A 20,491-nucleotide genomic window follows, 5' to 3' on the forward strand; every position below is an offset into this window, starting at 1 on the left:
GTGCACAATTTATGGACTGTACAGGACTGGCAACACGCCTACCAGAATAACAATATCCAGCTTAGTGACCTGATTGAGTATGTTGCCGGGTTGAATAATGAGGATCATGCCTGGATTTCAATTGCGACGGCAGCACAATTACAGGCACAAATTGATGCATTGACTGGTGCAGATAGTGCAAGCTTGCCACTTTATGGGGTGCCATTTGCGGTCAAGGACAATATTGATGTTGCAGGGTTCTATACCACAGTAGCATGTAAAGAGGCAGCTTATCTGGCGACTTCCGATGCAACAGCAGTAGCCAAATTAAAAGCTGCCGGTGCGATTGTCGTGGGTAAAACCAATCTGGATCAGTTTGCGACGGGTCTGGTTGGGGTGCGCTCTCCATACGGCGCGGTGAAGAACAGCTTTAATCCTGAATATATCAGTGGCGGTTCGAGTTCGGGTTCCAGTGTAGTCGTCGCAAACGGATTAGTGCCATTTTCACTGGGTACAGATACTGCAGGTTCAGGACGTGTACCGGCAGGGCACAATAACATTGTCGGGCTCAAATCGACCAAAGGCTGGTTCTCGACTACCGGCCTGATTCCGGCTTGTCGCACCATCGATGTGATTTCGATTTTTGCCTTAACGGTGGATGATGCCTGGCAGGTAGCGCAAGTCATGCAGGGCTATGATGCCAGCGATGATTATTCCAGAATGCATCCTCAGAATGTACCGAGCCAATTTTCAAAAGGGAAAATTGCCATTCCGGATACACTAGAATTTTATGGCGACGCCGAAACTGAAAAAGTATTTCAACTGGCAATCACACGTGCGCAAAGTTTGGGTTATACGGTTGAGCCGATTGATTTTACTCCATTTCAGCAACTGGCAGCGGCCCTGTATAATCGCTCTTGGGTGGCTGAACGTACCAGTGCCGTGGAAAAAATGGTGCAACGCAAGCAGACCCATCCGGTCATTGGTCAAATCATTGCGCAGGCAGACCGGTTCAGTGCGGTCGATGTCATGCAGGATGAATATGAACGCGCCCGCCTGAGCCGTGTTATTCAAAATACGCTGGCAGCGTATGATGCCTTGATGGTGCCGACCGCACCTACCATTTATCGTATTGCAGAAGTAGAAGCTGATCCTCTGGTCAAAAACAGCCACATGGGCGCTTATACCAATTTTGTCAATTTTGCCGATCTGTCGGCTTTGGCGCTACCAAATAGCATTCGTGCCGATGGTTTGCCAACGGGCGTGACCTTTATTGCGCCAGCCTGGATGGATGAGGCACTGGCCAAATTCGGGCAAAAATGGCAGCAGGCAAGCCAGTTAAAACTGGGAACTTCTGAACGCAACTATGAAAAAACAACTGAAATCTCATCGGGTCACAGCGTCAAACTGGCTGTCGTCGGTACACATCTGACCGGCATGCCGCTGAATTTTCAGCTGACCACACGTGGTGGCACCCTGATCAAACAGACCCGGACTGCTTCGCATTACAAACTCTATGCCTTAAAAAATACCACACCGCCAAAACCTGGCCTGCAATACAACGCGACAGGTTCCTCGATTGAAGTAGAGGTCTGGGACATTCCGCGTGCCCTATTCGGGGACATTGTTGCAGAAGTACCGGCACCATTGGGCATTGGCAATGCCCAGCTGATTGATGGTACTTGGGTCAAAAGTTTTATCTGTGAAGGTTATGCGCTTGAAGATGCCACAGATATCAGTCATTTCGGTGGCTGGCGCGAATTTATGAAATCTAGACAACTTTCAAATACCAAATTTAAATGTGAATGCATAGGGGAAGTCGCAAAATGATCAAAAAAGCACTGATGTCCGTTTCCGTACTGTCTGTAATCCTTTTTAGTGGCTGTGACAATACTGCAAAAATTCCTGCATCAAATACCAAAGCAAGTGAGAGTACGCAAAACCAGCCGATTCGGATTGGTTATAGCGACTGGCCGGGCTTTGTAGCCTGGCAGGTAGCGATTGAAAAAGGCTGGCTTAAAGAAGCAGGTATCAATGCCGATTTTAAGTGGTTTGATTATTCTTCTTCACTCTCTGCATTTGCAGCCAATCAGCTGGATGCCGTAATGGTCACTAATGGCGATAATCTGGTCACCGGTTCAGGGGGTACCAAAGGCGTGATGATCATGGCAACTGACTATTCAGCTGGAAATGATGTAATCATTGCCAAGAACGGAATTAACTCTATACAGGACTTGCGAGGAAAAACTGTTGCGACTGAAAAAGGTCTGGTGGATCACTTGCTGCTATCCACTGCACTGGATGATGCCAAAGTTGGCCTGAATGAGGTTAAGCTGGTCAATACCATGACCAATGAATTGCCACAGGTGTTTGCCACACCTGATATTGATGCGATTGCTGTATGGCAGCCGGTGGCAAATCAGGCTCTATCTGCGGTAGCTGGTTCAAAAATCATTTTTACCTCTAAAGATAAACCTGGCCTGATCTACGATACCCTGACTGTAAACCCGGCCCATCTGGAAGCCAATAAAGAGCAATGGAAAAAGGTAATTCAGGTCTGGGATAAAACCGTCAAATACATCAATGATCCGGCGACTCGAGAAGACGCTGCACAGATCATGTCCAAACGGGTCGGTGTTGACCCAAAAACCTATATGCAGTTTATTGACGGTACACATTTACTGGATCTGGCAGCCAACAAGAAAGTATTTACCAAAGGTAATGGTTTTGATTCAATTTATGGCTCAACCTATCATGTGAACAAGTTCAATGTGGCTAACGGCATTTATACAACGGAAATGAATGTGGATGGTGTGATTGTTCCAACTTTGGTACAAGAACTCAAATAGAGCTTGCCGCCTCATTCCGGAATGTAAACTAAAGCTATAAAAAATCCCCAGATTGGGGATTTTTATAGTCAGATGAAGATTAAAAAATTAAAGCTGCGTACTTTTGGAAAAGACATTGATAAAAATAATGCCAATGATCATAAACGCCAGACCGATCAGTGCAGGAAGATCCAGTTGCTGTTTAAATACCAGCAAGCCAACTGTTGAAATCAGGATAATACCAGCCCCTGACCAGATCGCATAAGCAATACCCATCGGAATGGTTTTCATAGTCAGTGACAGAAAAAACAGGGCAATTGCATAGCCGGCAATGGTGGCAAGTGAAGGCCAGAACACGCTAAAACCATTTGAAGCTTTGAGTGCAGATGTTGCAATAACTTCTGCAATAATGGCAATTGAAAGATATAAAAAAGACATATTTCTCCCTATAGCACCCGTTCTGCATGATGCATCAGGTGATCCTGTTCTGATTTCAGCCAGTTTTCAGCTTGTGTAGTCGTGGAGGTTGTATATTGAAAGTGGTAATCCGGCTGGTATATATCCAGCTCAAAAATCAGATCGATTTTACGGTCATCGAGAACCACACGCTGAATCAGACTGCTTTCATTGAGCACTTCAAAATTTTCCAGATTAAAGGCTTTGCCTGTTTCGCTTGTGCGGGTGCTGTAAGTTTTAGCTTGAGCATCAGTCCCGATAGAAACCTCAAAACTTTCCAACAAGGCAAACACGGTCGGATCGACAGCTTTAAAGTCCATTTGAGCGACTGCGCTTTGCACTTCAGGCAAACGCGTCAGGGCATAGGCAATATGATCAGCACAAATAATCAGGCCACCATCCATTTCCAGTGTCTGACCAGATTGCACTTCAATTGCAGACTGAAGCCGCAAGCTTAAAAACAGGCCACGTTGTACCTGCTGGCGCCAGTCTTCGACATAGACATGACTTGGAGAAAATTCCAGAATGCAGTTGCCAATCGCATGTAACTTGGCTGGTTCCGGCCACTGCACATGATTCTGGTAATTGGCGTAGTCTTTCACTTCCCAGGACAAAAGTTGGCTGGCGCTATCCCAAAGCGTATTGCCAATCCAGCCTTGGCGTTCCTGAACAGCTGTTCCTGTCTGGCTTTTTAGACGAAGATCAATGGTAAAACTGCGCGACTGAAACCAATACACAATGGTATTTTCATCAGTCAGGCCATTAAAAAAGCTGATGCTTTTACGCCGGAAAGCCCCATATAAAAAGTCCGGAATCATCTCTGGCTGAGTAGTCGTAGGTTTTAAAGTCTTAATCACTTCGAACAGATTCATGATGTTGTCTCCGCCTGTTCTTCAAGTCCAAAAGAGGAAAGTGGTACAGCATTTTTTAAGACCAATTCACCGCTAGCGACGCGCTGTTTTAAATATTGAAAGGTCTGGGCGGTCTGATTAAACAGGTGCTCACCACCAATCAGGGCAGCATATTTGCTGTTTTCAGTGTGAATAACCGGTTCAATCACGGTGTTATAATTGCAGGCACAAAACAGCGGAAATGAATAACGTTCTTCCGACACTTTTTTCACCCGATGCTTGGTGGCCAGATATTTACCATTGGACAGAATTTCCATCATGTCACCAATGTTCATCACCAGAGTATTTTCAATCAATGGAATATCGATCCATTCACCGGCTTTATTCAAAACCTGTAAGCCGGGTGCGGTCGGTAACAGCAAGGTAAAGCATTCGTAATCGGTATGGGCACCTATACCTTCGGCATCTTGCACTTCCGGATGATAGGGATAATGAATCAAGCGTAGCTGACTTGGTGCATCAGTAATTTTGCTTTCGAAAAAATCCTCACGAACGCCCAATGCCAGTGCAAAGGCAGAAAAAATCTGCTGGCTGATTCCACGCAAGTGGCCATAATACTGGCTGACAACAGTCTTGAAATCCGGATGGTCTGGCCATAAGGTAGGGCCAAGTAAAGGACAGTTTTTTTGTGTACCCTGATAATCATAATTGACATCATAGGCTTCTTTTAAATCATAACTGTTGCCTGCAAACTGTTCTTCGCCAATCGGCACATAGCCACTATGGTTTTTTGATTTGCCAATATAGTGCTGCATCTTGGTGTTTAGATCCTGAGAAAAATAGGACTGGGCCATTTCAATCAGGGCTTTGGCGTGATCAAAATTGAACTGGTCACCCTTGAGATAAAGAAAGCCAACCTCTTTACAAGCCTGATCCAGAGCATGAGCAACTTCAATACGATCAGCTAAATCCGGACTTTGCAATTTTGAAATATCAACCAGTGGGAGTACATATTGCGCTTGCATGACAATCACCTCTAATGTTGGTCGTCCAACACAGCGATTAAAACCTTCAGGTCGTCCCAAAGGCATTTTGAATAAGATTATTTCTTGCTGCTGACCTTGGTCATACGCGGAATGACCGGCAGTTCTGCCAGTGCCGGATCCAGTTCATCTTCTTCAGCATGCACCAGATGATCGACATGCTGTCTTAACTGTTTAAATTCTGGAGTCAGCATCAGTTCCGGGTGGCGTGGACGAGGGAGATCTACTTCAATAATTTCCTTGATTTCACCCGGATTGGCTTTCAGTGCCACAATCCGGTCAGCCAGTAAAATGGCTTCATCCATATCGTGAGTCACAAAAATGATGGTGATATCAATGTTTTGCCAAAGATCCATCAGGTGACGCTGCATTTTTTGCCGCGTATGCGGATCAAGTGCCCCAAAAGGTTCATCCATCAGCAGGATTTTCGGTTCATTGACCAATGCACGGGCAATCGCGACACGCTGTTTCATCCCGCCAGACAGCTCATGCGGATACTGGTTTTCATACTTTTCCAGACCAATAATATTGATCCATTCACGGGCCTGTGCTTCGGCTACTGCACTACTTTGGCCTTTCATGCGCGGACCAAACATGACATTTTCCTTGACGGTTTTCCATGGAAACAGGGTATAGCCCTGGAACACCATGCCACGCTCCGGACTTGGGCTGGTAATCGGCTGGCCATCCACCAGAATCTCACCACTGCTATAAGGGTCAAGTCCTGCAACTACACGGCTAAAGGTTGACTTGCCACAACCGGAAGGCCCAATCACACAGATGAACTCCCGCTTATGAATTTTCAAATTGAGTGCATTTAAAACCGTACGCTCGGTTTTGCCATGACTGAATTTTTGCGTCAGTTGCTTTGCTTCAAGAATCACCGGACGGGCGTAAATTTTGTCAAAGTATTCACGGGTATTAAATTCAGTGTGTTGCATTAGTTTGCTCCCGGTTTCCATTTAAATAGGCGCTGTCCCAGTTTCATTAAAATTAAATCGCAAACCAGGCCAATCACACCAATGATCAAGATAGCTGCGAAGACATTTGCAAAGTTCTGATAACGAGCCTGTTGGGTAATAAACCAGGTAATACCCGAGGTACTACCAATCAGTTCAGCCACGATTAAATAGGTCCATGCCCAACCCAGCAGCACGCGCAGATTACGATAAATTTCTGGCATGGCTGCCGGAATCACCACATGAAATAGACTTTTAATTTTATTAGTACCCAAAGTGAAACCGGCCTCAATCAGACTACGATCGACCAGACGTGTGGTATTGGCAATAATTAGAATTTGCTGGAACAGGGTGCCGATGACAATGATGGCTATTTTGGGTGCATCATTGATTCCTAAAATAGCGACGGCAAGCGCGCCAAAGGCCGGGGCAGGCAGGTAGCGGAAAAACTCGATAAAAGGTTCGGTCAACTGGGAAAGTTTATTGGAAAAACCACATAAAATACCGAGTGGAATACCAATCAGTGAAGAAATAAAGAATGCCGTAAACACCAGCTTGATACTGTGCCAAAGGCTTTCATGAAACCAGGGAACATTGGCCTGAGCAGGTGCAGTGGTAAAAGCTGTGACCAGTGCAGTTGCAACTTCGTGCGGTGCGGGCAAATAAATTGGATTGACGAGTATACCTTGCGGTGGAGCAAGACCTTGATCTATTGCAGACTGGGCAGCAGAAAAAAAGGTATTTTTATCAATACGACTATCAACCTGTAAATAGGCAACACTACCTGAATCCGTAATTTGGACTTGTGGATGCCAGATCCAAGGTAAATAACTGACTGCACACCAAATTAAAACTGGTATTAGAAAAGACCCCAAGCCAAATAGCAGTTTGTTTCTTGAACTGAGTTCATGTGCAACGTAACTCATAGTGTTGCCCCTCAATATTACAAATTTTATAAAACGTAATACTGATTAAGCAAAATGAATGCCAAGCCTACAAAGCAGAAGAGTAATTATAGAATTTCAAGCTAAAACTGGTTTATATTTTTTAATTTAACTATATGTTTTAAAATAATAAATATAATTATATTTAAGGCGGTGAAAAAACAGATTACAAGGCTAATCAAAACCATCATATTAAACAAATAATGCATTTATTTAGGGCTTTATTCTTCTAGAAATAAAATAATTCTAGATTAATTAATTTTTTCATTAACTTATTAAAACTACCAACAGGAATACTTAGAGATAAAACAAGTTAAGGTATAAAATTATACTTAAAAAGTTGTGGAAAATTACAGATAAAAAGCAAATAATTATTCAGTATAGAGGGGGAGTACTTTTCATAATATAGACCCGGAGCTCAGCAGCAATTTAGCTCAATGAATAACAATAATTTTGAATAATAAGGCTTACATTCACTAGATTTTGTTATTCAAGCGCCACGGATCAGGTGTAGAGCACAGTATGAGAAGAAGATTATATAAAAATGATAAGTACTGAACAGAAAAATGGTCCTGAACCGATACACAGGACCGACATGGAGGTAAGTATATGAGTAATCTCAATATACAGACAGAAGGAAGTATAAGTAAATCAAGTGTATATACCTGGTACGTCGTACTGCTGTGTATGCTGGCCTATATTTTTTCGTTTATTGACCGGCAGATTCTGGCACTGATGATCGAGCCGATCAAGGCTGACCTGAATCTGACTGACACCCAGTTTAGCCTGCTGCATGGTTTGGCTTTTTCCCTGTTTTATGCCTTTATGGGATTGCCACTTGCCTATATTGCTGACCGTTTTTCCCGGCCAAAACTGATTTCTATCGGAATTATTTTCTGGAGTCTGGCTACAGCATTCTGCGGACTCAGTAAAAACTTCGTGCAGCTTTTCTTGAGCCGTATGGGGGTCGGAATTGGTGAAGCTGCTCTGTCACCTGCTGCTTACTCAATGTTTAGCGACATGTTTAGCAAAGAAAAACTGGGACGTGCAGTAGCAGTTTATTCGATTGGTTCTTTTGTTGGAGGCGGCATTGCCTTTCTGGTCGGTGGCTATGTTATTGGATTGCTGAAGGACACAAGCCTGATTGATGTGCCATTTTTTGGTATGTTAAAAGCCTGGCAAATGGCATTTATTATTGTTGGATTACCCGGCATTTTTATTGGCCTGCTGTTTATACTCACTGTGAAAGAGCCAAAGCGTAAAGGTCAGCGTCTTAATGCTCAGGGTGAAGTAGAAAAAGTCAGTTTTAAATCCAGCTTCAGTTTTATTGGAAAGCACCGTAAAACTTTTACTTGCCATTATCTGGGTTTTACATTTTATGCGATGGCACTGTACTGTTTAACCAGCTGGACACCTGCTTTTTATATGCGGAAATATGGAATGACCCCGACAGAAGCCGGTTATATGCTAGGTAGTGTATTGCTGGTAGCTAATACTTTAGGTGTATTCTGTGCAGGCTGGTTAAATGACTGGTTTGTTAAAAAAGGCCGTAAAGATGCCCCTATGATTACAGGTGTTATTGGAATCACAGGGTTAATTTTGCCGATCATGTTTTTTACGCAAGTTGAACCATTATGGCTCTCTGTTACCTTGCTGGTGCCTGCAATGTTCTTTGCGTCATTTCCAATGCCTATTTCCACTACGGCGATGCAAATGCTGGCACCAAACCAGTTACGTGCTCAGATCTCGGCAATTTTTCTGCTAATCAGTAATCTGGTTGCAGTAGGAATTGGAACGACACTGGTTGCATTAATTACTGACAAAATCTTTGAAAATCCATTGATGGTAGGCATGTCTTTATCAATTGTTGGCGCAATTTCATGTGTAGTGGCTTTTCTGCTGCTGAAATTTGGCTGTAAAGCGTTTGCCCAAAGTATGCAAAAGGAACATGCAGCTTAGGAAGAGAACATATCATATTTATGCCTATTGCTTGCAGTAGGCATTTTTTATTTAAAAATAAATAAAACTTAGATGGAGCTGGAATATGAGCCTGATTTCACAACTAGACCGTCTGCATTATCTTGATCATTTTTTATTGTTCAGTTCGACCGACTATCACACTATTAAACAGCAGATCAGCCATTATCTGTGCCCCCATCAGTTTGAGGTAGATTCCAGCCAGATTCTAAATACGCGTCTTAATGGTTTTAGCTTTGGCACATCAGCACTCTATGATCTGAAATACAGTGCGCCTGTGGCAATTACTATAGATGAATCTTCTGCCCATTATCTGTTCAGAGTTACGCTTGAGGGCGAGTGCAAGATCGAACATGATGCCCGGCTGATTATACAGTCACCTGGTATTATGACGGTTTCACATCCCCATAGTAAAAATCGGATTATTACCAGCCAGCACTGTCGTAATATTATTCTGAAGCTGTCCAGACAGGAGGTTGATACACAGCTCTACAAAATGCTCGGCCATATGGTAGCAGAGCCACTACTGTTTGACTGCGGTATATCCTGTACGACAGAAGGTGTCGAGGCGATTATCGAAACTCTGAACTATCTTTGTCATGCCCATTACAACATCCAGCATTGGGATACTATTTCTGAAAGCTTCGGCCGATATCTGATTGAGCTGATTTTACTGAAGGTTCCGAATAATTATACTGCGCAACTGCAGCAAAGGGGGAAAGTTATATTACCTGGCTATATGAACAAAGCCAGACAGTATATTGCCCGGCATATCCGAAATAATATTGTACTGGCAGAGCTGGGCAAGCAGTGCGGAGTATCGGTGCGGACCCTGCAAAAAGGCTTTAACCAGTATTTCCATCAAACCCCAATTGACTATATTCGAGACTTGCGTATTAAACTCATCCATCATGAGTTACAGCATAGCCAAGCGCATGAAACTGTAACTGATATTCTGCTGCGTAATGGTATTAACAGTTTAGGGCATTTTTCTACACTTTATAAAAAACGGTACGGTTGTCTGCCATCACAGACTTTGAGGCAGGCACATCCGCATTGCTCATCTTATTTCGTAAACTGAACAATCTGTTCGTAATCGGGTAAGACAGCCCGATTTCTCCTGTTTAGCATCAAGTAAAAGCAGATCAGGAAAATTACCAATGAAAATTACGGTACTGGGCGGTGGCCATGGCTGTTATGCAGCAGCAGTAGAAATGGCTGAAAAAAATCACGAGGTAATATGGTGGCGCCGTGATACACAGGCTCTAAAGCGGCTAGCAGAAGCAGGCAAGTTAAAAATCAAGGACTATCAGGGTAACCGTTCAGTCAGTGTCGGATTTCAGAATAGTCAGATCACTTTATGTGAGGATTTACAGCAAGCGGTTCAACAGGTAGCGCTTATCGTTATACCTTTACCAGCGACAACTCATGAGGATCTGGCCCGACAGATAGCGCCCTACTTGCAGGAAGGGCAAGTGGTTTTTCTGCCGCCGGGGACTTTTGGAAGTTATATCTTCGCGCAAGCCATGAAAGAGGCAGAAAATTATGCCCAAGTCGCATTTGCAGAAACAGGTACGTTACCTTATCTGGTCCGTAAACACGCTGCTGACCAGATTGTGGTGAGTGGCTACGCTACCCGATTACCTACCGGTGTTTTTCCGAGCCAGTTATCTGAGCGGGCTTTTCAGATACTTCAGCAGGCTTATCCGAGTATTGAGCCACTTGAAAATAGCCTAAGTGGAGCACTGATGAATGCCGGACCAGTAATCCATCCACCCCTGATACTAATGAATGCCGGAGCACTAGAGTATTTTGAAACCTGGGATATTCACAATGAAGGGACTCAACAGTCTATTCGCAGGGTGACTACTCAGCTGGATACTGAACGTATTCAAGTTCGTGAAGCGCTTGGTTATAGTGCACCACATTTTCCTCTGGCAGATCATTATAATAAAGAAGGAGAGGGTGATGAGTGGATGTATGGCCGCGGGGCACATGGAAAATTGACCGACAGTGGAGACTGGCGTGAAGATATCGATCTGCATACCCACCGATATATGCTCGAAGATACCAAGTTGGGGTTGTCTTTTCTAGTTTCTGTTGGGCGCTGGGCTGGAGTACCGACACCGGTTGCCGAGGGTTTACTGAATCTTGCCTCGGCAGTCACAGGAGAGAATTTCTATCAAACTGGTCGTACCCTGGAAAATCTGCAACTAGCACAAAAAAGCCGTCAGGAAATGTCTGCCATTTTACAGCAGGGAGCCTGATATGCAGTTAATCAAACAAATTGCTGTGGTTGGAGCAGGGCGTATGGGGAAGGCAATTTCGATTGCTTTTGCCTATGCAGGATTAAATATTCAGTTGATAGATGCCAGAGAACGCGATCCAGAAGAATTCCATATATACAGACAGAAGATTATTAGCGATATTTCTCAGGAGTTGCAGCTCTTGGTTAGTATCAACTTTATTCAGGAAACATACGTTGAAACTATTTTAAAACGTATTGAAGTAACCAGCAGAAATAAATCACAGAACTTTTTAAGTCATTGTGAGCTGGTAATGGAAGCTGTCCCTGAGCTTAAAGAGATTAAACAGGAAATATTTAAATGGCTGGATCAGTATCTGCCATCAGAATGTATTGTTGCATCTACTACTTCGACTTTCTTGGTGAGCGAGATTGCCCAGATGCTTTCTGTACCGGAACGGGTAATCAATGCACATTGGCTAAATCCGGCTTATCTGATGCCTTTGGTAGAGTTAAGCCGGACAGCAGAAACCTCAGATTTAGTGGTAGAGCGCCTTAAAGCATTTTTAAAAATTATTGGTAAGGTACCCGTCGTATGTCAGGCCAGTGCGGGCTATATTGTGCCGCGTATTCAGGCACTGGCCATGAATGAAGCTGCCCGTATGGTTGAAGAAGGTGTAGCTTCGGCAGAAGATATTGATATTGCGATTAGAACCGGATTTGGCCTGCGTTTTTCTGTACTGGGCCTGCTTGAGTTTATTGACTGGGGTGGAGGTGATATTTTGTTTTATGCTTCACAGTATCTGGAAAAAGAACTGGGTACACGTCATAGCGCTCCGGCTATTATTGCTGAAAACATGCAAAATAAAAGAAATGGGCTACGTGAAAAACAGGGCTTTTATAATTATCATACAGTAGATATTGATAGCTATAAATTACAGGTATTGAAGGCCTTTACCACTCGCATTGCTGTAGCAGGTCTACAGCCTGAACCGGATATTTTAAAGCATCCGGTATCAATAAATAAGACTGGCATCAATTAGAAGGCATCAGGTCAAACAATTTTTTTAACTGCTTGTTTAAGTCATGCAGCTCATCCTCTTCAAAAGCATGCAGAATTCCGGCCAGGGTTACCTGGCTGATCTGGTTGATCTGTTCAACCATCTGCTGGCCTTTTTCAGTAAGTTTCACCATAGACACCCGCTCATCAAGTTGTGAGGAAAAAACTTCCACAATATCGTCTTCAACCAGACGATAAACAGCTTTGGTTGCGGTCGTCAATTTAATTGTTGAAAGATTGGCAATTTCAGTAATACTGGCTTCACTTACTGCATTTACACTTAAAATAATTTTACGTCGGGTATTATCTATTCCTAATTTTTTTATAGATTTTTCAATAAGTTGAGTATATTTCCCATTAATTTGAGAAATCCAGAAAAATGGGAAATTTTTTAAGCTATTTGGATCTTTATTAGGTAAAAACTGTTCTAGCTGACTCAGCATGACAAAGCCATATCTTTGAAAAAATGTAAATTCATTATAAACAAAATTATGAAATATTTTCTTTCTTATCATTCATAAAAGTTACTTGACAATTACATTAAATTTTCAGATATTAAGCTTATAAAATAAAAATACATGGAAAAGTGAATGAATATTATCGCACAGGAAGTCCATGAAGGTACAGGTGCACTGAAAGTCATGGTTAAGGACTCTATCGACATTCGGGGCCTAAGAACTATGGCAGGAAGTAAGGCACTCATGGAGGTAGAGCCTGCATTGGCAAATGCAGAAGTTGTAGACCTTATTTTGAAAGCTGATTGCGTCATAACTGCAAAAACCAATCTGCATGAACTGGCATTTGGTATTACAGGAATTAATCCTGTATTTGGTACACCTGTTAATCCAAAGTATCCAGATCTGATTCCAGGGGGATCATCCAGCGGTTCGGCTGCCGCGGTGGCTGCTGGCCTGGCCGATTTTAGTCTGGGCACAGATACGGGCGGTTCTATCCGCATGCCGGCAGCCTGCTGTGGCGTATTTGGTTTTAAACCCAGTTTTGGGCGGGTAAGCCGTAAAGGTGTTTATCCTGTGCAAAGCTCACTGGACTGTGTCGGACCATTTGCCAGTTCAGTCGAAATGATTATTACCGCAATGCAGATTATTGACCCTACTTTTAAGTCTTCAGAAAAAATCCAGCATCAACCTAAACTGGCGGTACTTAATGTAGAAGCGGATTCAGCAGTCTGGGATTGTGTTAAAGACTATCTGACTCAGACAAATTTAAAAGTAGAGCCAGTACAGGTAACTACGTTTAGTGAAGCCTTTCAAGCCGGGATGCAGATTATTAATTATGAAAACTGGCAAGCTTATGGAACGCTTACAGAAAGCGGAAAAATCAGTCCAGATGTTCAACAGCGACTACTTAACGCGGCGAAAACGACTTTAGAGCAGGTTCGGCAGGCAGAAGATGTAAAAGCCAGGTTTACTCAGGAAATTGATGAGCTACTTGAACAGTATGATGTCCTGATTCTACCTACCTTACCGCAGATACCCCCTAGAGTGGCAGAGGCTGAAAATACTGTAGCATTTTTAAATCTTACTGCACTGGTGCGTCCATTCAATTTATCAGGTCATCCTGCTTTGAATATTCCTTTACAAACTATGACAGGTATGCCAGTGGGCTTGCAGTTGGTAGGCAGGAAAAATGCAGACGAGCAGCTATGTGCGGTCGCGGATTTTATTATTAAGGCAGCGCATTAAATGACAAGGAGTTAGCTAATGAATCAATTATCTGCCAAGGAATTGGATATAAAAGTCAGGCCAGTGGTCAATCTGGATGCCTTATGTCAGGAAATTCGTGAGCGCGCCTGCACTGGAGAATTTGATAATCAGGCGTATGTCAGCCAAGATATTATTGAGCGCTTGAAGCAGTTGGGCGTATATCGTGCTTTGGTACCACGACGTTTTGGTGGAGATGAGTGCTCACCACGTCAATTCTGCGAACTGATTGAAAAGCTGTCTATGGCAGATGGTTCAGTCGGTTGGGTTGCAAGCTTCGGCATGAGTCCGGCTTATTTGGGCAGCCTGCCTGAAACTACTCTTCAGGAACTTTACAAGGATAGCCCTGATATAGTTTTTGCAGGGGGGATTTTTCCACCTCAGCCGGCAGAAATTACGGATAACGGGGTTTTGGTCAAGGGACGCTGGAAGTTTTCAAGCGGTTGCATGGGCGCTGATATTGTCGGCGTGGGTATTGCACCACGAAAAGATAATGAAGCACATGGCCTGCCACGTATGGCAGTTATGCCCGCCAGTAAAGCTAAAATTGAAATGACTTGGGATACTGTGGGCCTGAAAGGAACGGGCAGTCATGACCTGGTTGTGGAAAATGTACTGGTACCCAAGGAATGGACCTTTGTTCGTGGTGAGCCTTCAAAATTACCCGAGCCATTTTTTAAGTACCCATCATTATCTTTAGCCACTCAGGTATTAACGGTGGTAGGGATTGGAGTGGCCGCTGCAGCCCTGGATGAGTTTAAAAAGCTTGCACCGGGTAAGGCATCAATTACGGGCGGGACAGAGATCGCTCAGCGACCAGTCACCCAATATGAATTTTCCCAGTCAGAAGCCGAATTTCTGGCTGCCCGAACCTGGTTTTATCAGACTATGGATGTGGTATGGAAGGAAGTAAGTGAAGGGCGCAAACCAACCGCCCAGCAGGTTAGCGATATGCGGTTGTCATGCACACATGCTGCCCGTATAGCAGCCAAAGTCGCCCGAAAGATGCAAATGCTTGCCGGTATGACCGCGATCTATACTAATCATCCGTTTAGCCGTTTTGTAAATGATACCAACGTGGTCACCCAGCATGCCTTTATGGGAGACGCTACTTTACAAAATGCAGGTGCAATCAGTTTTGGGCTGAATCCGACACCCGGCTATTTATAAACTTAACGCATTATTTAAAAAAGGAATCTTGAAATGGAAGCGAAAAAGACTTTACGTGTGCTGTTCTGTATGGGGATTAACCAGAACTTTTTTGATGCAGAGCCAGCAGAAGCTAAGGCAGTCTGGGCTGCTTTTGGTGAAATGTGGCACGGTATTCATGACCTCCCGGGCGTAACCGTATATGGAAGTTTAGACGATGACCAAAGTATGGTAGGGCCAAGTGCTGGCTGGCCATGGACAACCTACTTGTTGGCAGATGTGCCAGATATAGAAACGGTTCATGCAGCCTGCAACCTGTTTAGAACCACAGTGGTAGGAGAAGGGCCATTCAAGCTCTGGAAATACTGCAAGGTTGAAGCACGTGTAGGCCGTGAACTGGTGATCCAGCGTTAAGGATGAACAGAAATGACTGATGGAGTAGTCTTGGCCTCTGTATTAATGCGGCTTGAACAGCTTGAGGCACAAAATGCGATTCGTAACTGCATAAACCGTTATATGGAAATCTGCGATGCTCTAGATGCAGATACTGACCTGAACGAGTTAATGGGCCTGTTTGACCGTCACAGTATCTGGGAAGGAATCGGAGAAAAATACTCCAGGTCCTTCGGTCAGTTTGAATCATGGCAAGCAATCTATGACATGTTCAAAAGCTATACCCAGAAAGAATCACATTTTGTCTTGAATGCGCACTTTGTCAGCTCAGAACAGATTGATATCAATGGCTATGAGGCGACAGGTCGCTGGCTGATGTTACAGACCTCGACCTTCCGTGATACCCATAGCCACTTAAATGCAGCCAGGCTCACTGTGAAATTTAGAAAACAGTATGACGGTTTGTGGAAAATCAAGCATTTCCAGACTGAAAATATATTTAGCCGTCCTGTTTCGCATTGGAACAGTGAAGCTGAACTGCCAGTACCGGCTCAGGAATGAAGACAGGAAAAATTTAAAAGGACAGTTGCCATGAATAGTATTATTCCGATGCATAACATTGATACCGATTATAATGAACTGGTCCAGCATGACCGTGTCCATACTTCTTTGTATAAAGATGAAAAAATCTTTGAAGATGAAATGGAAAAAATTTTTTATAGCACCTGGGTCTGGGTAGCCCATGCCAGCGAAATTCCTGAGGCGGGCAGTTATAAAACGATTAATATTGGTAAGCAGCCAGTCGTGGCTGTACGGGACCGTAAAAAGAAAGTTCACGTTTTATTAAACCGTTGCCGTCATCGTGCCGCTACCGTGTGTGAACATAAAAAGGGCAAAACCAATAGTTTTGTCTGTCCTTATCATGGCTGGAGCTATGCCTTGGATGGCAGCCTGCGTGGTGTGCCCTCACCAGAGAGTTATGGCGAATGTCTGGATAAATCTGAATTCCCTCTGATCAGCCTGCGCGTTGAAGAATATAACGGTATGATTTTTGCCTCATTTAAGCAGGACATTCAATCTCTGGAAGAATTCTTGGGGCCAGCCAAGAAATGGATCGACCTGTTTATGAAACAGGGTGCCGGTTATCCGGTCAAGGTGCTAGGCGAACATCGTTTCCGCTTTCCGGGTAACTGGAAAATACAGCTGGAAAATACAACTGATGCCTATCATTTTCCATTGGTGCACAAGTCATTCTTAAGCTCGGTTGATGATAAAACTGAAGAGTTATTTAATTTTGAAAATCAGCCAGGTTTTGTAGAAGATTTAGGCAATGGCCACAGTGTTATGGTCATGATACCTGAGCTGGTTGACCTTGAAGAAGACCTGATGGAACGTCCGATTCAGGAACGTTTTGAAGAATTGGCACAGGCCCTGCGCAATGAAGGGCATGAAGAACTACAAGTGCGACGTATTGTCCGTGCAGTAGGAGGCTCGGGTTTTAACCTGAACCTGTTCCCTAACATTGCCTGCTCTATGGCATTTTTCCGCGTTTTACAGCCAGTTTCAGTCAAGGAAACTGAGATTCATCATTCGGTTATTACCATGGATGGCGGCCCACAGATTGCCAACCAGTATCGCTTGCGGTTGCATGAACATTTTCAGGGACCATTTGGATTTGGTACACCTGATGATGCAGAAGCCTGGGAACGTGTACAGCATGGAGCCAGTGCCGGAAATGATTTATGGATCATGTTAAACCGCGGCTTGCCAAGTGAAGTTAAAACTGAGGATGGTTTAAAAAGCGATGTCAGTGCTGAGACAGGTATGCGCGGTGCCTATCAGCAGTGGAAAAAGATGATGACGGCTTAAGGAGAGAGCAATGAAAATCAATTTAAACCTGTTAAATGAAGTCACTGCTTTTATCTGGACTGAGGCAGATATGCTGGATCATGCTGAATACCAGCAATGGCTTGCTCTCTGGGATGAAGAAGGTAGATATATTATCCCGATTGATCCGGCATTGACTGATTATGAAAATAACCTGAACTATGCCTATGACGATCATCATATGCGTACATTACGTGTTCAGCGTCTGATTAATGGTGAAGCCATTTCAACTTCACCTAAAGCCAATACGGTGCGCAGTATCTCGCGGATACGGATTATTGACGAGCAGGATGACCAGATTGTCCTGCGCTGTGCCCAAAATCTGCGTGAGTTCCGTAAAGAAAACCTGCGTCACTATACGGCAGATGTAACCTATCATCTGATGCGCGATCAGGATAACAGCTTTCGTATTCATCGAAAGATTATCAGCTTGGTCAACTCAACTGATACCTTGGCTGGTATTAGCTATATCCTGTAGGAGCATATAGATGAAACAAGTGGTTTTAGTGACAGGTGCTGCTTCCGGCCTTGGCAATGTAATTGCGGAGCATTTTGCCGGGCAGGGCCATCAGGTTATTCTTTCTGCTAGCACACTGGAAAAAGCTGAAAATGCAAAAAAAAATAGCCGCTTTCCAGAAAATATCTTTCCCCTGAAACTGGATATCTCTGTAGAAACAGATTTTCATAAAGCAGTTGAGTGCATCAGACAGCAATTTAACCAGCTTGATGTCTTGATTAATAATGCCACTGTAACCAAAGCTACTCCTGTACTGGAGATTTCTGCTGCAGATTTTGACTGGATCACCCAGGTAAACCAGCGCGGGACTTTCCAGGCTTGTCAAATTATTGGCAAATACATGGCTGAACAGGGCTATGGCCGGATTATCAATATGGCTTCACTGGCGGGTCAAAATGGGGGGACGGCTACAGGCGCACATTATGCGGCAAGTAAGGGGGCAATCGTAACGCTGACTAAAATTTTCGCCAAGGAGTTCGCGGCCAAAGGCGTGACCGTAAATGCGGTAGCGCCTGGACCGATGGAATCACCCATTGTGCATAGCGTAGTGCCGGATGAAAAGATAGAGCAGTTCATCCAGAATATTCCGGTCAAGGCACTCGGCAGTATGGAGTTTATTGCTGAAACCTGTGCCTTGCTGGCCAGCCCGAATGCCCATTTTGTCACAGGTGCTACCTGGGACATTAATGGTGGATTATTTATGCGATAGCCCTGCGGCTGATGAAGTAAAAGGAGTTTGGAATGACAGCACTTTATGATGTAGTCGTGAAACATCGGCATATCGAAGGCGGTGATATTGCAGTCATGGAATTTGAATCAGCAACCGCCCAGCCTTTACCTAAAGTGGAAGCAGGCGCACATATTGATGTACACCTGCCTAATGGGATGATCCGTCAATATTCACTGTGTCAGGACCCGGCAAAGCAGGGTGTTTTTCGCTTGGGTATATTGAAAGAGCCGGCATCACGTGGTGGCTCGGTCTCGGCATTTGACGATATTCAAAACGGCATGCAGATTCAGGTCAGTGAACCACGTAATTTATTTCCGTTGGTACAGGCTAAACATACTGTGTTGATTGGTGGGGGAATTGGCATTACGCCTCTTATTACCATGGCTTATGAATTGCTGCATCAAGGCGCATCGTTTGAACTGCATTACTGTGGCAGCAGCCCCGAACGCTGTGCTTTCGTAAATGAAATTCGAAATGGTGAACTGGCTGCATTTACCCGGTTTCATTTCAAATCTGAAGGTGCCAGTCACCGCGAATTTTTTCAGTCAGCTATAAAGGATCTTGATCGACAGAGCCATATTTATACCTGTGGTCCGTCCGGGTTTATGGACTGGGTGATTAATCTGGCACAAACCCAGAATTTCCCAGAGCAGCAGATCCATAAAGAATACTTTCAGGTTGATACTGACACCAGCGGTGAAGTGTTTGAAGTTATGGCTCAGCGTAGCGGTAAAATTGTTCTGGTCAATGCCGAAGAAACCATTTTACAGGCCTTAGCCAGAGAAGGTATTGAAATAGAAATGTCCTGTGAGCAGGGTGTATGCGGTACCTGTATGTGTGATGTAATTGAAGGAGAGCCGGATCATCGGGATGTTTATTTTACCGATGAAGAAAAGGCAAGTAATGAACAGATTCTGGTGTGCTGCTCGCGTTCTAAGTCGGCTCGCCTGGTACTGGATATCTGATGACAAAGGAGACAGTCATGGTAGAAACAACAGATTTTCGTAATGGCATGTCATTGCTGACGGGCGCAGTCAATGTAATTACCACAGCAGGGGAAACAGGACGGTTCGGCTTTACCGCATCGGCTGTGTGTAGCGTAACTGACACGCCTCCCACACTTTTGGTCTGCATGAATCGTTCATCAAGTTCTCACTGTCATTTTAAGAATAATGGAATTTTATCGGTCAATGTGCTGGGCGCACATCATCAGCAGATTTCTCAAGCTTTTGCTTCCAGAATACCTATGGACGAACGCTTTACCCATGGAGAATGGACTACACTGCTGACTGGGTCCCCAGTTCTTTCAGATGCGCTGGTCAGTTTCGACTGCCGGATCAGACAAATGAATGATGTTGGGACACATACAATTTTTTACTGTGAGGTTGAGGCCATTAAAATGAATGAGAATAAAGAGAGTTGTCATGGCTTGATATATTTCAATCGCTGTTATCATCATATTGGTCAGCAGGAATACAAGCTTTAATTTATCTTAAATTTGAAAATTACATGGAATAATGAATTTAAATAAGGGTAAAAACTAGTATGGTTACGGATAATTGTGGATTAAAAAAGTCACAACGAATTCCTAGAAAAACTGATAAAAAGTACAATCCTTACCCTATGGTAATCCTGCTCAAGAGAGCACCTTAATTGGGCCAATCATCAACGGTAAACAGGTTAAAAATATCAAGCACCTGATGGATAATGGTATATCCCAAGGTGCAAAACTGGCTTTAAAAGGGGAGATTC

General features: G+C 43.9%; 21 protein-coding genes and 1 pseudogene. 16 read left to right on the plus strand and 6 right to left on the minus strand.

Features of this window, described 5'->3' with window-relative positions; translation table 11 throughout:
- Both atzF and B3X18_RS03435 read left to right on the plus strand, forming a co-directional pair.
- Entirely contained in the window at window positions 1-1,809 is a 1,809-nt protein-coding gene (atzF, locus tag B3X18_RS03430) for an allophanate hydrolase (RefSeq protein WP_005025125.1), read from the plus strand.
- Window positions 1,806-2,828 (plus strand): ABC transporter substrate-binding protein, encoded by a 1,023-nt coding sequence (locus B3X18_RS03435; protein WP_017400899.1) that lies wholly within the window; start codon window positions 1,806-1,808, stop codon window positions 2,826-2,828. The genes atzF and B3X18_RS03435 overlap by 4 nt, the downstream gene beginning before the upstream one ends.
- Before the next feature lie 87 nt (window positions 2,829-2,915).
- Here the strand turns inward: B3X18_RS03435 and B3X18_RS03440 are convergent, their stop codons facing one another.
- The 5 genes from B3X18_RS03440 to B3X18_RS03460 form a co-directional block, all read right to left on the minus strand.
- Window positions 2,916-3,245 carry a DMT family transporter gene (locus tag B3X18_RS03440; protein WP_005025131.1) on the minus strand — a complete coding sequence of 110 codons (330 nt, stop codon included), beginning with the start codon at window positions 3,243-3,245 and terminating at the stop codon, window positions 2,916-2,918.
- 8 nt (window positions 3,246-3,253) lie between these two features.
- A complete protein-coding gene (locus B3X18_RS03445; protein ID WP_005025133.1) occupies window positions 3,254-4,135 on the minus strand; it encodes a hypothetical protein in 882 nt (293 codons plus the stop codon).
- Window positions 4,132-5,139: an isopenicillin N synthase family dioxygenase gene (locus B3X18_RS03450; protein WP_005025134.1), complete on the minus strand. Its 1,008-nt coding sequence runs from the start codon at window positions 5,137-5,139 to the stop codon at window positions 4,132-4,134. Before B3X18_RS03450 ends, B3X18_RS03445 begins: the two co-directional genes overlap by 4 nt.
- Window positions 5,140-5,216: 77 nt before the next feature.
- Entirely contained in the window at window positions 5,217-6,098 is an 882-nt protein-coding gene (locus B3X18_RS03455; RefSeq protein WP_005015262.1) for an ABC transporter ATP-binding protein, read from the minus strand.
- On the minus strand, window positions 6,098-7,042 hold the full coding sequence (locus B3X18_RS03460; RefSeq protein WP_005025137.1) for an ABC transporter permease: 945 nt from the start codon (window positions 7,040-7,042) through the stop codon (window positions 6,098-6,100). Before B3X18_RS03460 ends, B3X18_RS03455 begins: the two co-directional genes overlap by 1 nt.
- A gap of 627 nt (window positions 7,043-7,669) precedes the next feature.
- On the opposite strand from B3X18_RS03460, the gene B3X18_RS03465 reads away from it, so the two are divergent.
- From B3X18_RS03465 to B3X18_RS03480, 4 genes are all read left to right on the plus strand, one after another.
- Complete coding sequence (locus tag B3X18_RS03465; protein WP_005015253.1) at window positions 7,670-9,019, plus strand: spinster family MFS transporter; 1,350 nt, start codon at window positions 7,670-7,672, stop codon at window positions 9,017-9,019.
- Window positions 9,020-9,104: 85 nt separating this feature from the next.
- Window positions 9,105-10,118: an AraC family transcriptional regulator gene (locus tag B3X18_RS03470; RefSeq protein ID WP_005025139.1), complete on the plus strand. Its 1,014-nt coding sequence runs from the start codon at window positions 9,105-9,107 to the stop codon at window positions 10,116-10,118.
- 79 nt (window positions 10,119-10,197) lie between these two features.
- Window positions 10,198-11,304, plus strand: coding sequence for an NAD/NADP-dependent octopine/nopaline dehydrogenase family protein (locus B3X18_RS03475; RefSeq protein ID WP_005025141.1), 1,107 nt, complete (start codon window positions 10,198-10,200; stop codon window positions 11,302-11,304).
- A gap of 1 nt (window position 11,305) precedes the next feature.
- Window positions 11,306-12,325: a 3-hydroxybutyryl-CoA dehydrogenase gene (locus tag B3X18_RS03480; protein WP_017400900.1), complete on the plus strand. Its 1,020-nt coding sequence runs from the start codon at window positions 11,306-11,308 to the stop codon at window positions 12,323-12,325.
- Here B3X18_RS03480 and B3X18_RS03485 read toward each other — a convergent pair.
- Window positions 12,318-12,785 (minus strand): MarR family winged helix-turn-helix transcriptional regulator, encoded by a 468-nt coding sequence (locus tag B3X18_RS03485; protein WP_005015243.1) that lies wholly within the window; start codon window positions 12,783-12,785, stop codon window positions 12,318-12,320. The two genes, B3X18_RS03480 and B3X18_RS03485, sit on opposite strands and share 8 nt — an antisense overlap.
- 147 nt (window positions 12,786-12,932) lie before the next feature.
- Here B3X18_RS03485 and B3X18_RS03490 point away from each other — a divergent pair, with 147 nt between their 5' ends.
- From B3X18_RS03490 to B3X18_RS15245, 10 genes and pseudogenes are all read left to right on the plus strand, one after another.
- Window positions 12,933-14,045 (plus strand): amidase, encoded by a 1,113-nt coding sequence (locus B3X18_RS03490; protein ID WP_017400901.1) that lies wholly within the window; start codon window positions 12,933-12,935, stop codon window positions 14,043-14,045.
- Window positions 14,046-14,063: 18 nt separating this feature from the next.
- The gene (locus tag B3X18_RS03495; protein ID WP_017400902.1) at window positions 14,064-15,233 is read left to right on the plus strand and encodes an acyl-CoA dehydrogenase family protein; all 1,170 of its coding nucleotides are present in this window, start codon (window positions 14,064-14,066) and stop codon (window positions 15,231-15,233) included.
- 33 nt (window positions 15,234-15,266) lie between these two features.
- Entirely contained in the window at window positions 15,267-15,626 is a 360-nt protein-coding gene (locus B3X18_RS03500) for a hypothetical protein (protein ID WP_005015237.1), read from the plus strand.
- A gap of 12 nt (window positions 15,627-15,638) precedes the next feature.
- Window positions 15,639-16,166, plus strand: coding sequence for a nuclear transport factor 2 family protein (locus B3X18_RS03505; RefSeq protein ID WP_017400903.1), 528 nt, complete (start codon window positions 15,639-15,641; stop codon window positions 16,164-16,166).
- A gap of 30 nt (window positions 16,167-16,196) precedes the next feature.
- Window positions 16,197-17,474 carry an aromatic ring-hydroxylating oxygenase subunit alpha gene (locus B3X18_RS03510; protein WP_017400904.1) on the plus strand — a complete coding sequence of 426 codons (1,278 nt, stop codon included), beginning with the start codon at window positions 16,197-16,199 and terminating at the stop codon, window positions 17,472-17,474.
- Window positions 17,475-17,484: 10 nt separating this feature from the next.
- A complete protein-coding gene (locus B3X18_RS03515) occupies window positions 17,485-17,970 on the plus strand; it encodes an aromatic-ring-hydroxylating dioxygenase subunit beta (protein ID WP_017400905.1) in 486 nt (161 codons plus the stop codon).
- A gap of 10 nt (window positions 17,971-17,980) precedes the next feature.
- Window positions 17,981-18,718, plus strand: coding sequence for an SDR family NAD(P)-dependent oxidoreductase (locus tag B3X18_RS03520; RefSeq protein ID WP_017400906.1), 738 nt, complete (start codon window positions 17,981-17,983; stop codon window positions 18,716-18,718).
- A gap of 32 nt (window positions 18,719-18,750) precedes the next feature.
- Window positions 18,751-19,704 (plus strand): PDR/VanB family oxidoreductase, encoded by a 954-nt coding sequence (locus B3X18_RS03525; RefSeq protein WP_017400907.1) that lies wholly within the window; start codon window positions 18,751-18,753, stop codon window positions 19,702-19,704.
- Window positions 19,705-19,721: 17 nt separating this feature from the next.
- Window positions 19,722-20,225, plus strand: a complete 504-nt coding sequence (locus B3X18_RS03530) for a flavin reductase (protein WP_005025161.1) — start codon at window positions 19,722-19,724, stop codon at window positions 20,223-20,225.
- Between the two features lie 130 nt (window positions 20,226-20,355).
- A pseudogene (locus tag B3X18_RS15245) lies at window positions 20,356-20,491 on the plus strand (aldehyde dehydrogenase family protein); the annotation flags it as partial.

The sequence above is a fragment of the Acinetobacter sp. UBA6571 genome (assembly GCF_002434085.1).
Taxonomy (GTDB): domain Bacteria; phylum Pseudomonadota; class Gammaproteobacteria; order Pseudomonadales; family Moraxellaceae; genus Acinetobacter; species Acinetobacter radioresistens.

Excerpts from the sequence above, each read along its gene's own strand:
- B3X18_RS03460 (WP_005025137.1), bottom strand. The coding sequence starts at position 7,042 with ATGAGTTACGTTGCACATGAACTCAGTTCAAGAAACAAACTGCTATTT.
- B3X18_RS03490 (WP_017400901.1), top strand. The coding sequence starts at position 12,933 with ATGAATATTATCGCACAGGAAGTCCATGAAGGTACAGGTGCACTGAAA.
- B3X18_RS03435 (WP_017400899.1), top strand. The coding sequence starts at position 1,806 with ATGATCAAAAAAGCACTGATGTCCGTTTCCGTACTGTCTGTAATCCTT.
- B3X18_RS03495 (WP_017400902.1), top strand. The coding sequence starts at position 14,064 with ATGAATCAATTATCTGCCAAGGAATTGGATATAAAAGTCAGGCCAGTG.
- B3X18_RS03465 (WP_005015253.1), top strand. The coding sequence starts at position 7,670 with ATGAGTAATCTCAATATACAGACAGAAGGAAGTATAAGTAAATCAAGT.
- B3X18_RS03530 (WP_005025161.1), top strand. The coding sequence starts at position 19,722 with ATGGTAGAAACAACAGATTTTCGTAATGGCATGTCATTGCTGACGGGC.
- B3X18_RS03505 (WP_017400903.1), top strand. The coding sequence starts at position 15,639 with ATGACTGATGGAGTAGTCTTGGCCTCTGTATTAATGCGGCTTGAACAG.
- B3X18_RS03515 (WP_017400905.1), top strand. The coding sequence starts at position 17,485 with ATGAAAATCAATTTAAACCTGTTAAATGAAGTCACTGCTTTTATCTGG.
- B3X18_RS03470 (WP_005025139.1), top strand. The coding sequence starts at position 9,105 with ATGAGCCTGATTTCACAACTAGACCGTCTGCATTATCTTGATCATTTT.
- B3X18_RS03480 (WP_017400900.1), top strand. The coding sequence starts at position 11,306 with ATGCAGTTAATCAAACAAATTGCTGTGGTTGGAGCAGGGCGTATGGGG.
- B3X18_RS03445 (WP_005025133.1), bottom strand. The coding sequence starts at position 4,135 with ATGAATCTGTTCGAAGTGATTAAGACTTTAAAACCTACGACTACTCAG.
- B3X18_RS03520 (WP_017400906.1), top strand. The coding sequence starts at position 17,981 with ATGAAACAAGTGGTTTTAGTGACAGGTGCTGCTTCCGGCCTTGGCAAT.
- B3X18_RS03500 (WP_005015237.1), top strand. The coding sequence starts at position 15,267 with ATGGAAGCGAAAAAGACTTTACGTGTGCTGTTCTGTATGGGGATTAAC.
- B3X18_RS03525 (WP_017400907.1), top strand. The coding sequence starts at position 18,751 with ATGACAGCACTTTATGATGTAGTCGTGAAACATCGGCATATCGAAGGC.
- B3X18_RS03475 (WP_005025141.1), top strand. The coding sequence starts at position 10,198 with ATGAAAATTACGGTACTGGGCGGTGGCCATGGCTGTTATGCAGCAGCA.
- B3X18_RS03455 (WP_005015262.1), bottom strand. The coding sequence starts at position 6,098 with ATGCAACACACTGAATTTAATACCCGTGAATACTTTGACAAAATTTAC.
- B3X18_RS03485 (WP_005015243.1), bottom strand. The coding sequence starts at position 12,785 with ATGCTGAGTCAGCTAGAACAGTTTTTACCTAATAAAGATCCAAATAGC.
- B3X18_RS03510 (WP_017400904.1), top strand. The coding sequence starts at position 16,197 with ATGAATAGTATTATTCCGATGCATAACATTGATACCGATTATAATGAA.
- B3X18_RS03440 (WP_005025131.1), bottom strand. The coding sequence starts at position 3,245 with ATGTCTTTTTTATATCTTTCAATTGCCATTATTGCAGAAGTTATTGCA.
- B3X18_RS03450 (WP_005025134.1), bottom strand. The coding sequence starts at position 5,139 with ATGCAAGCGCAATATGTACTCCCACTGGTTGATATTTCAAAATTGCAA.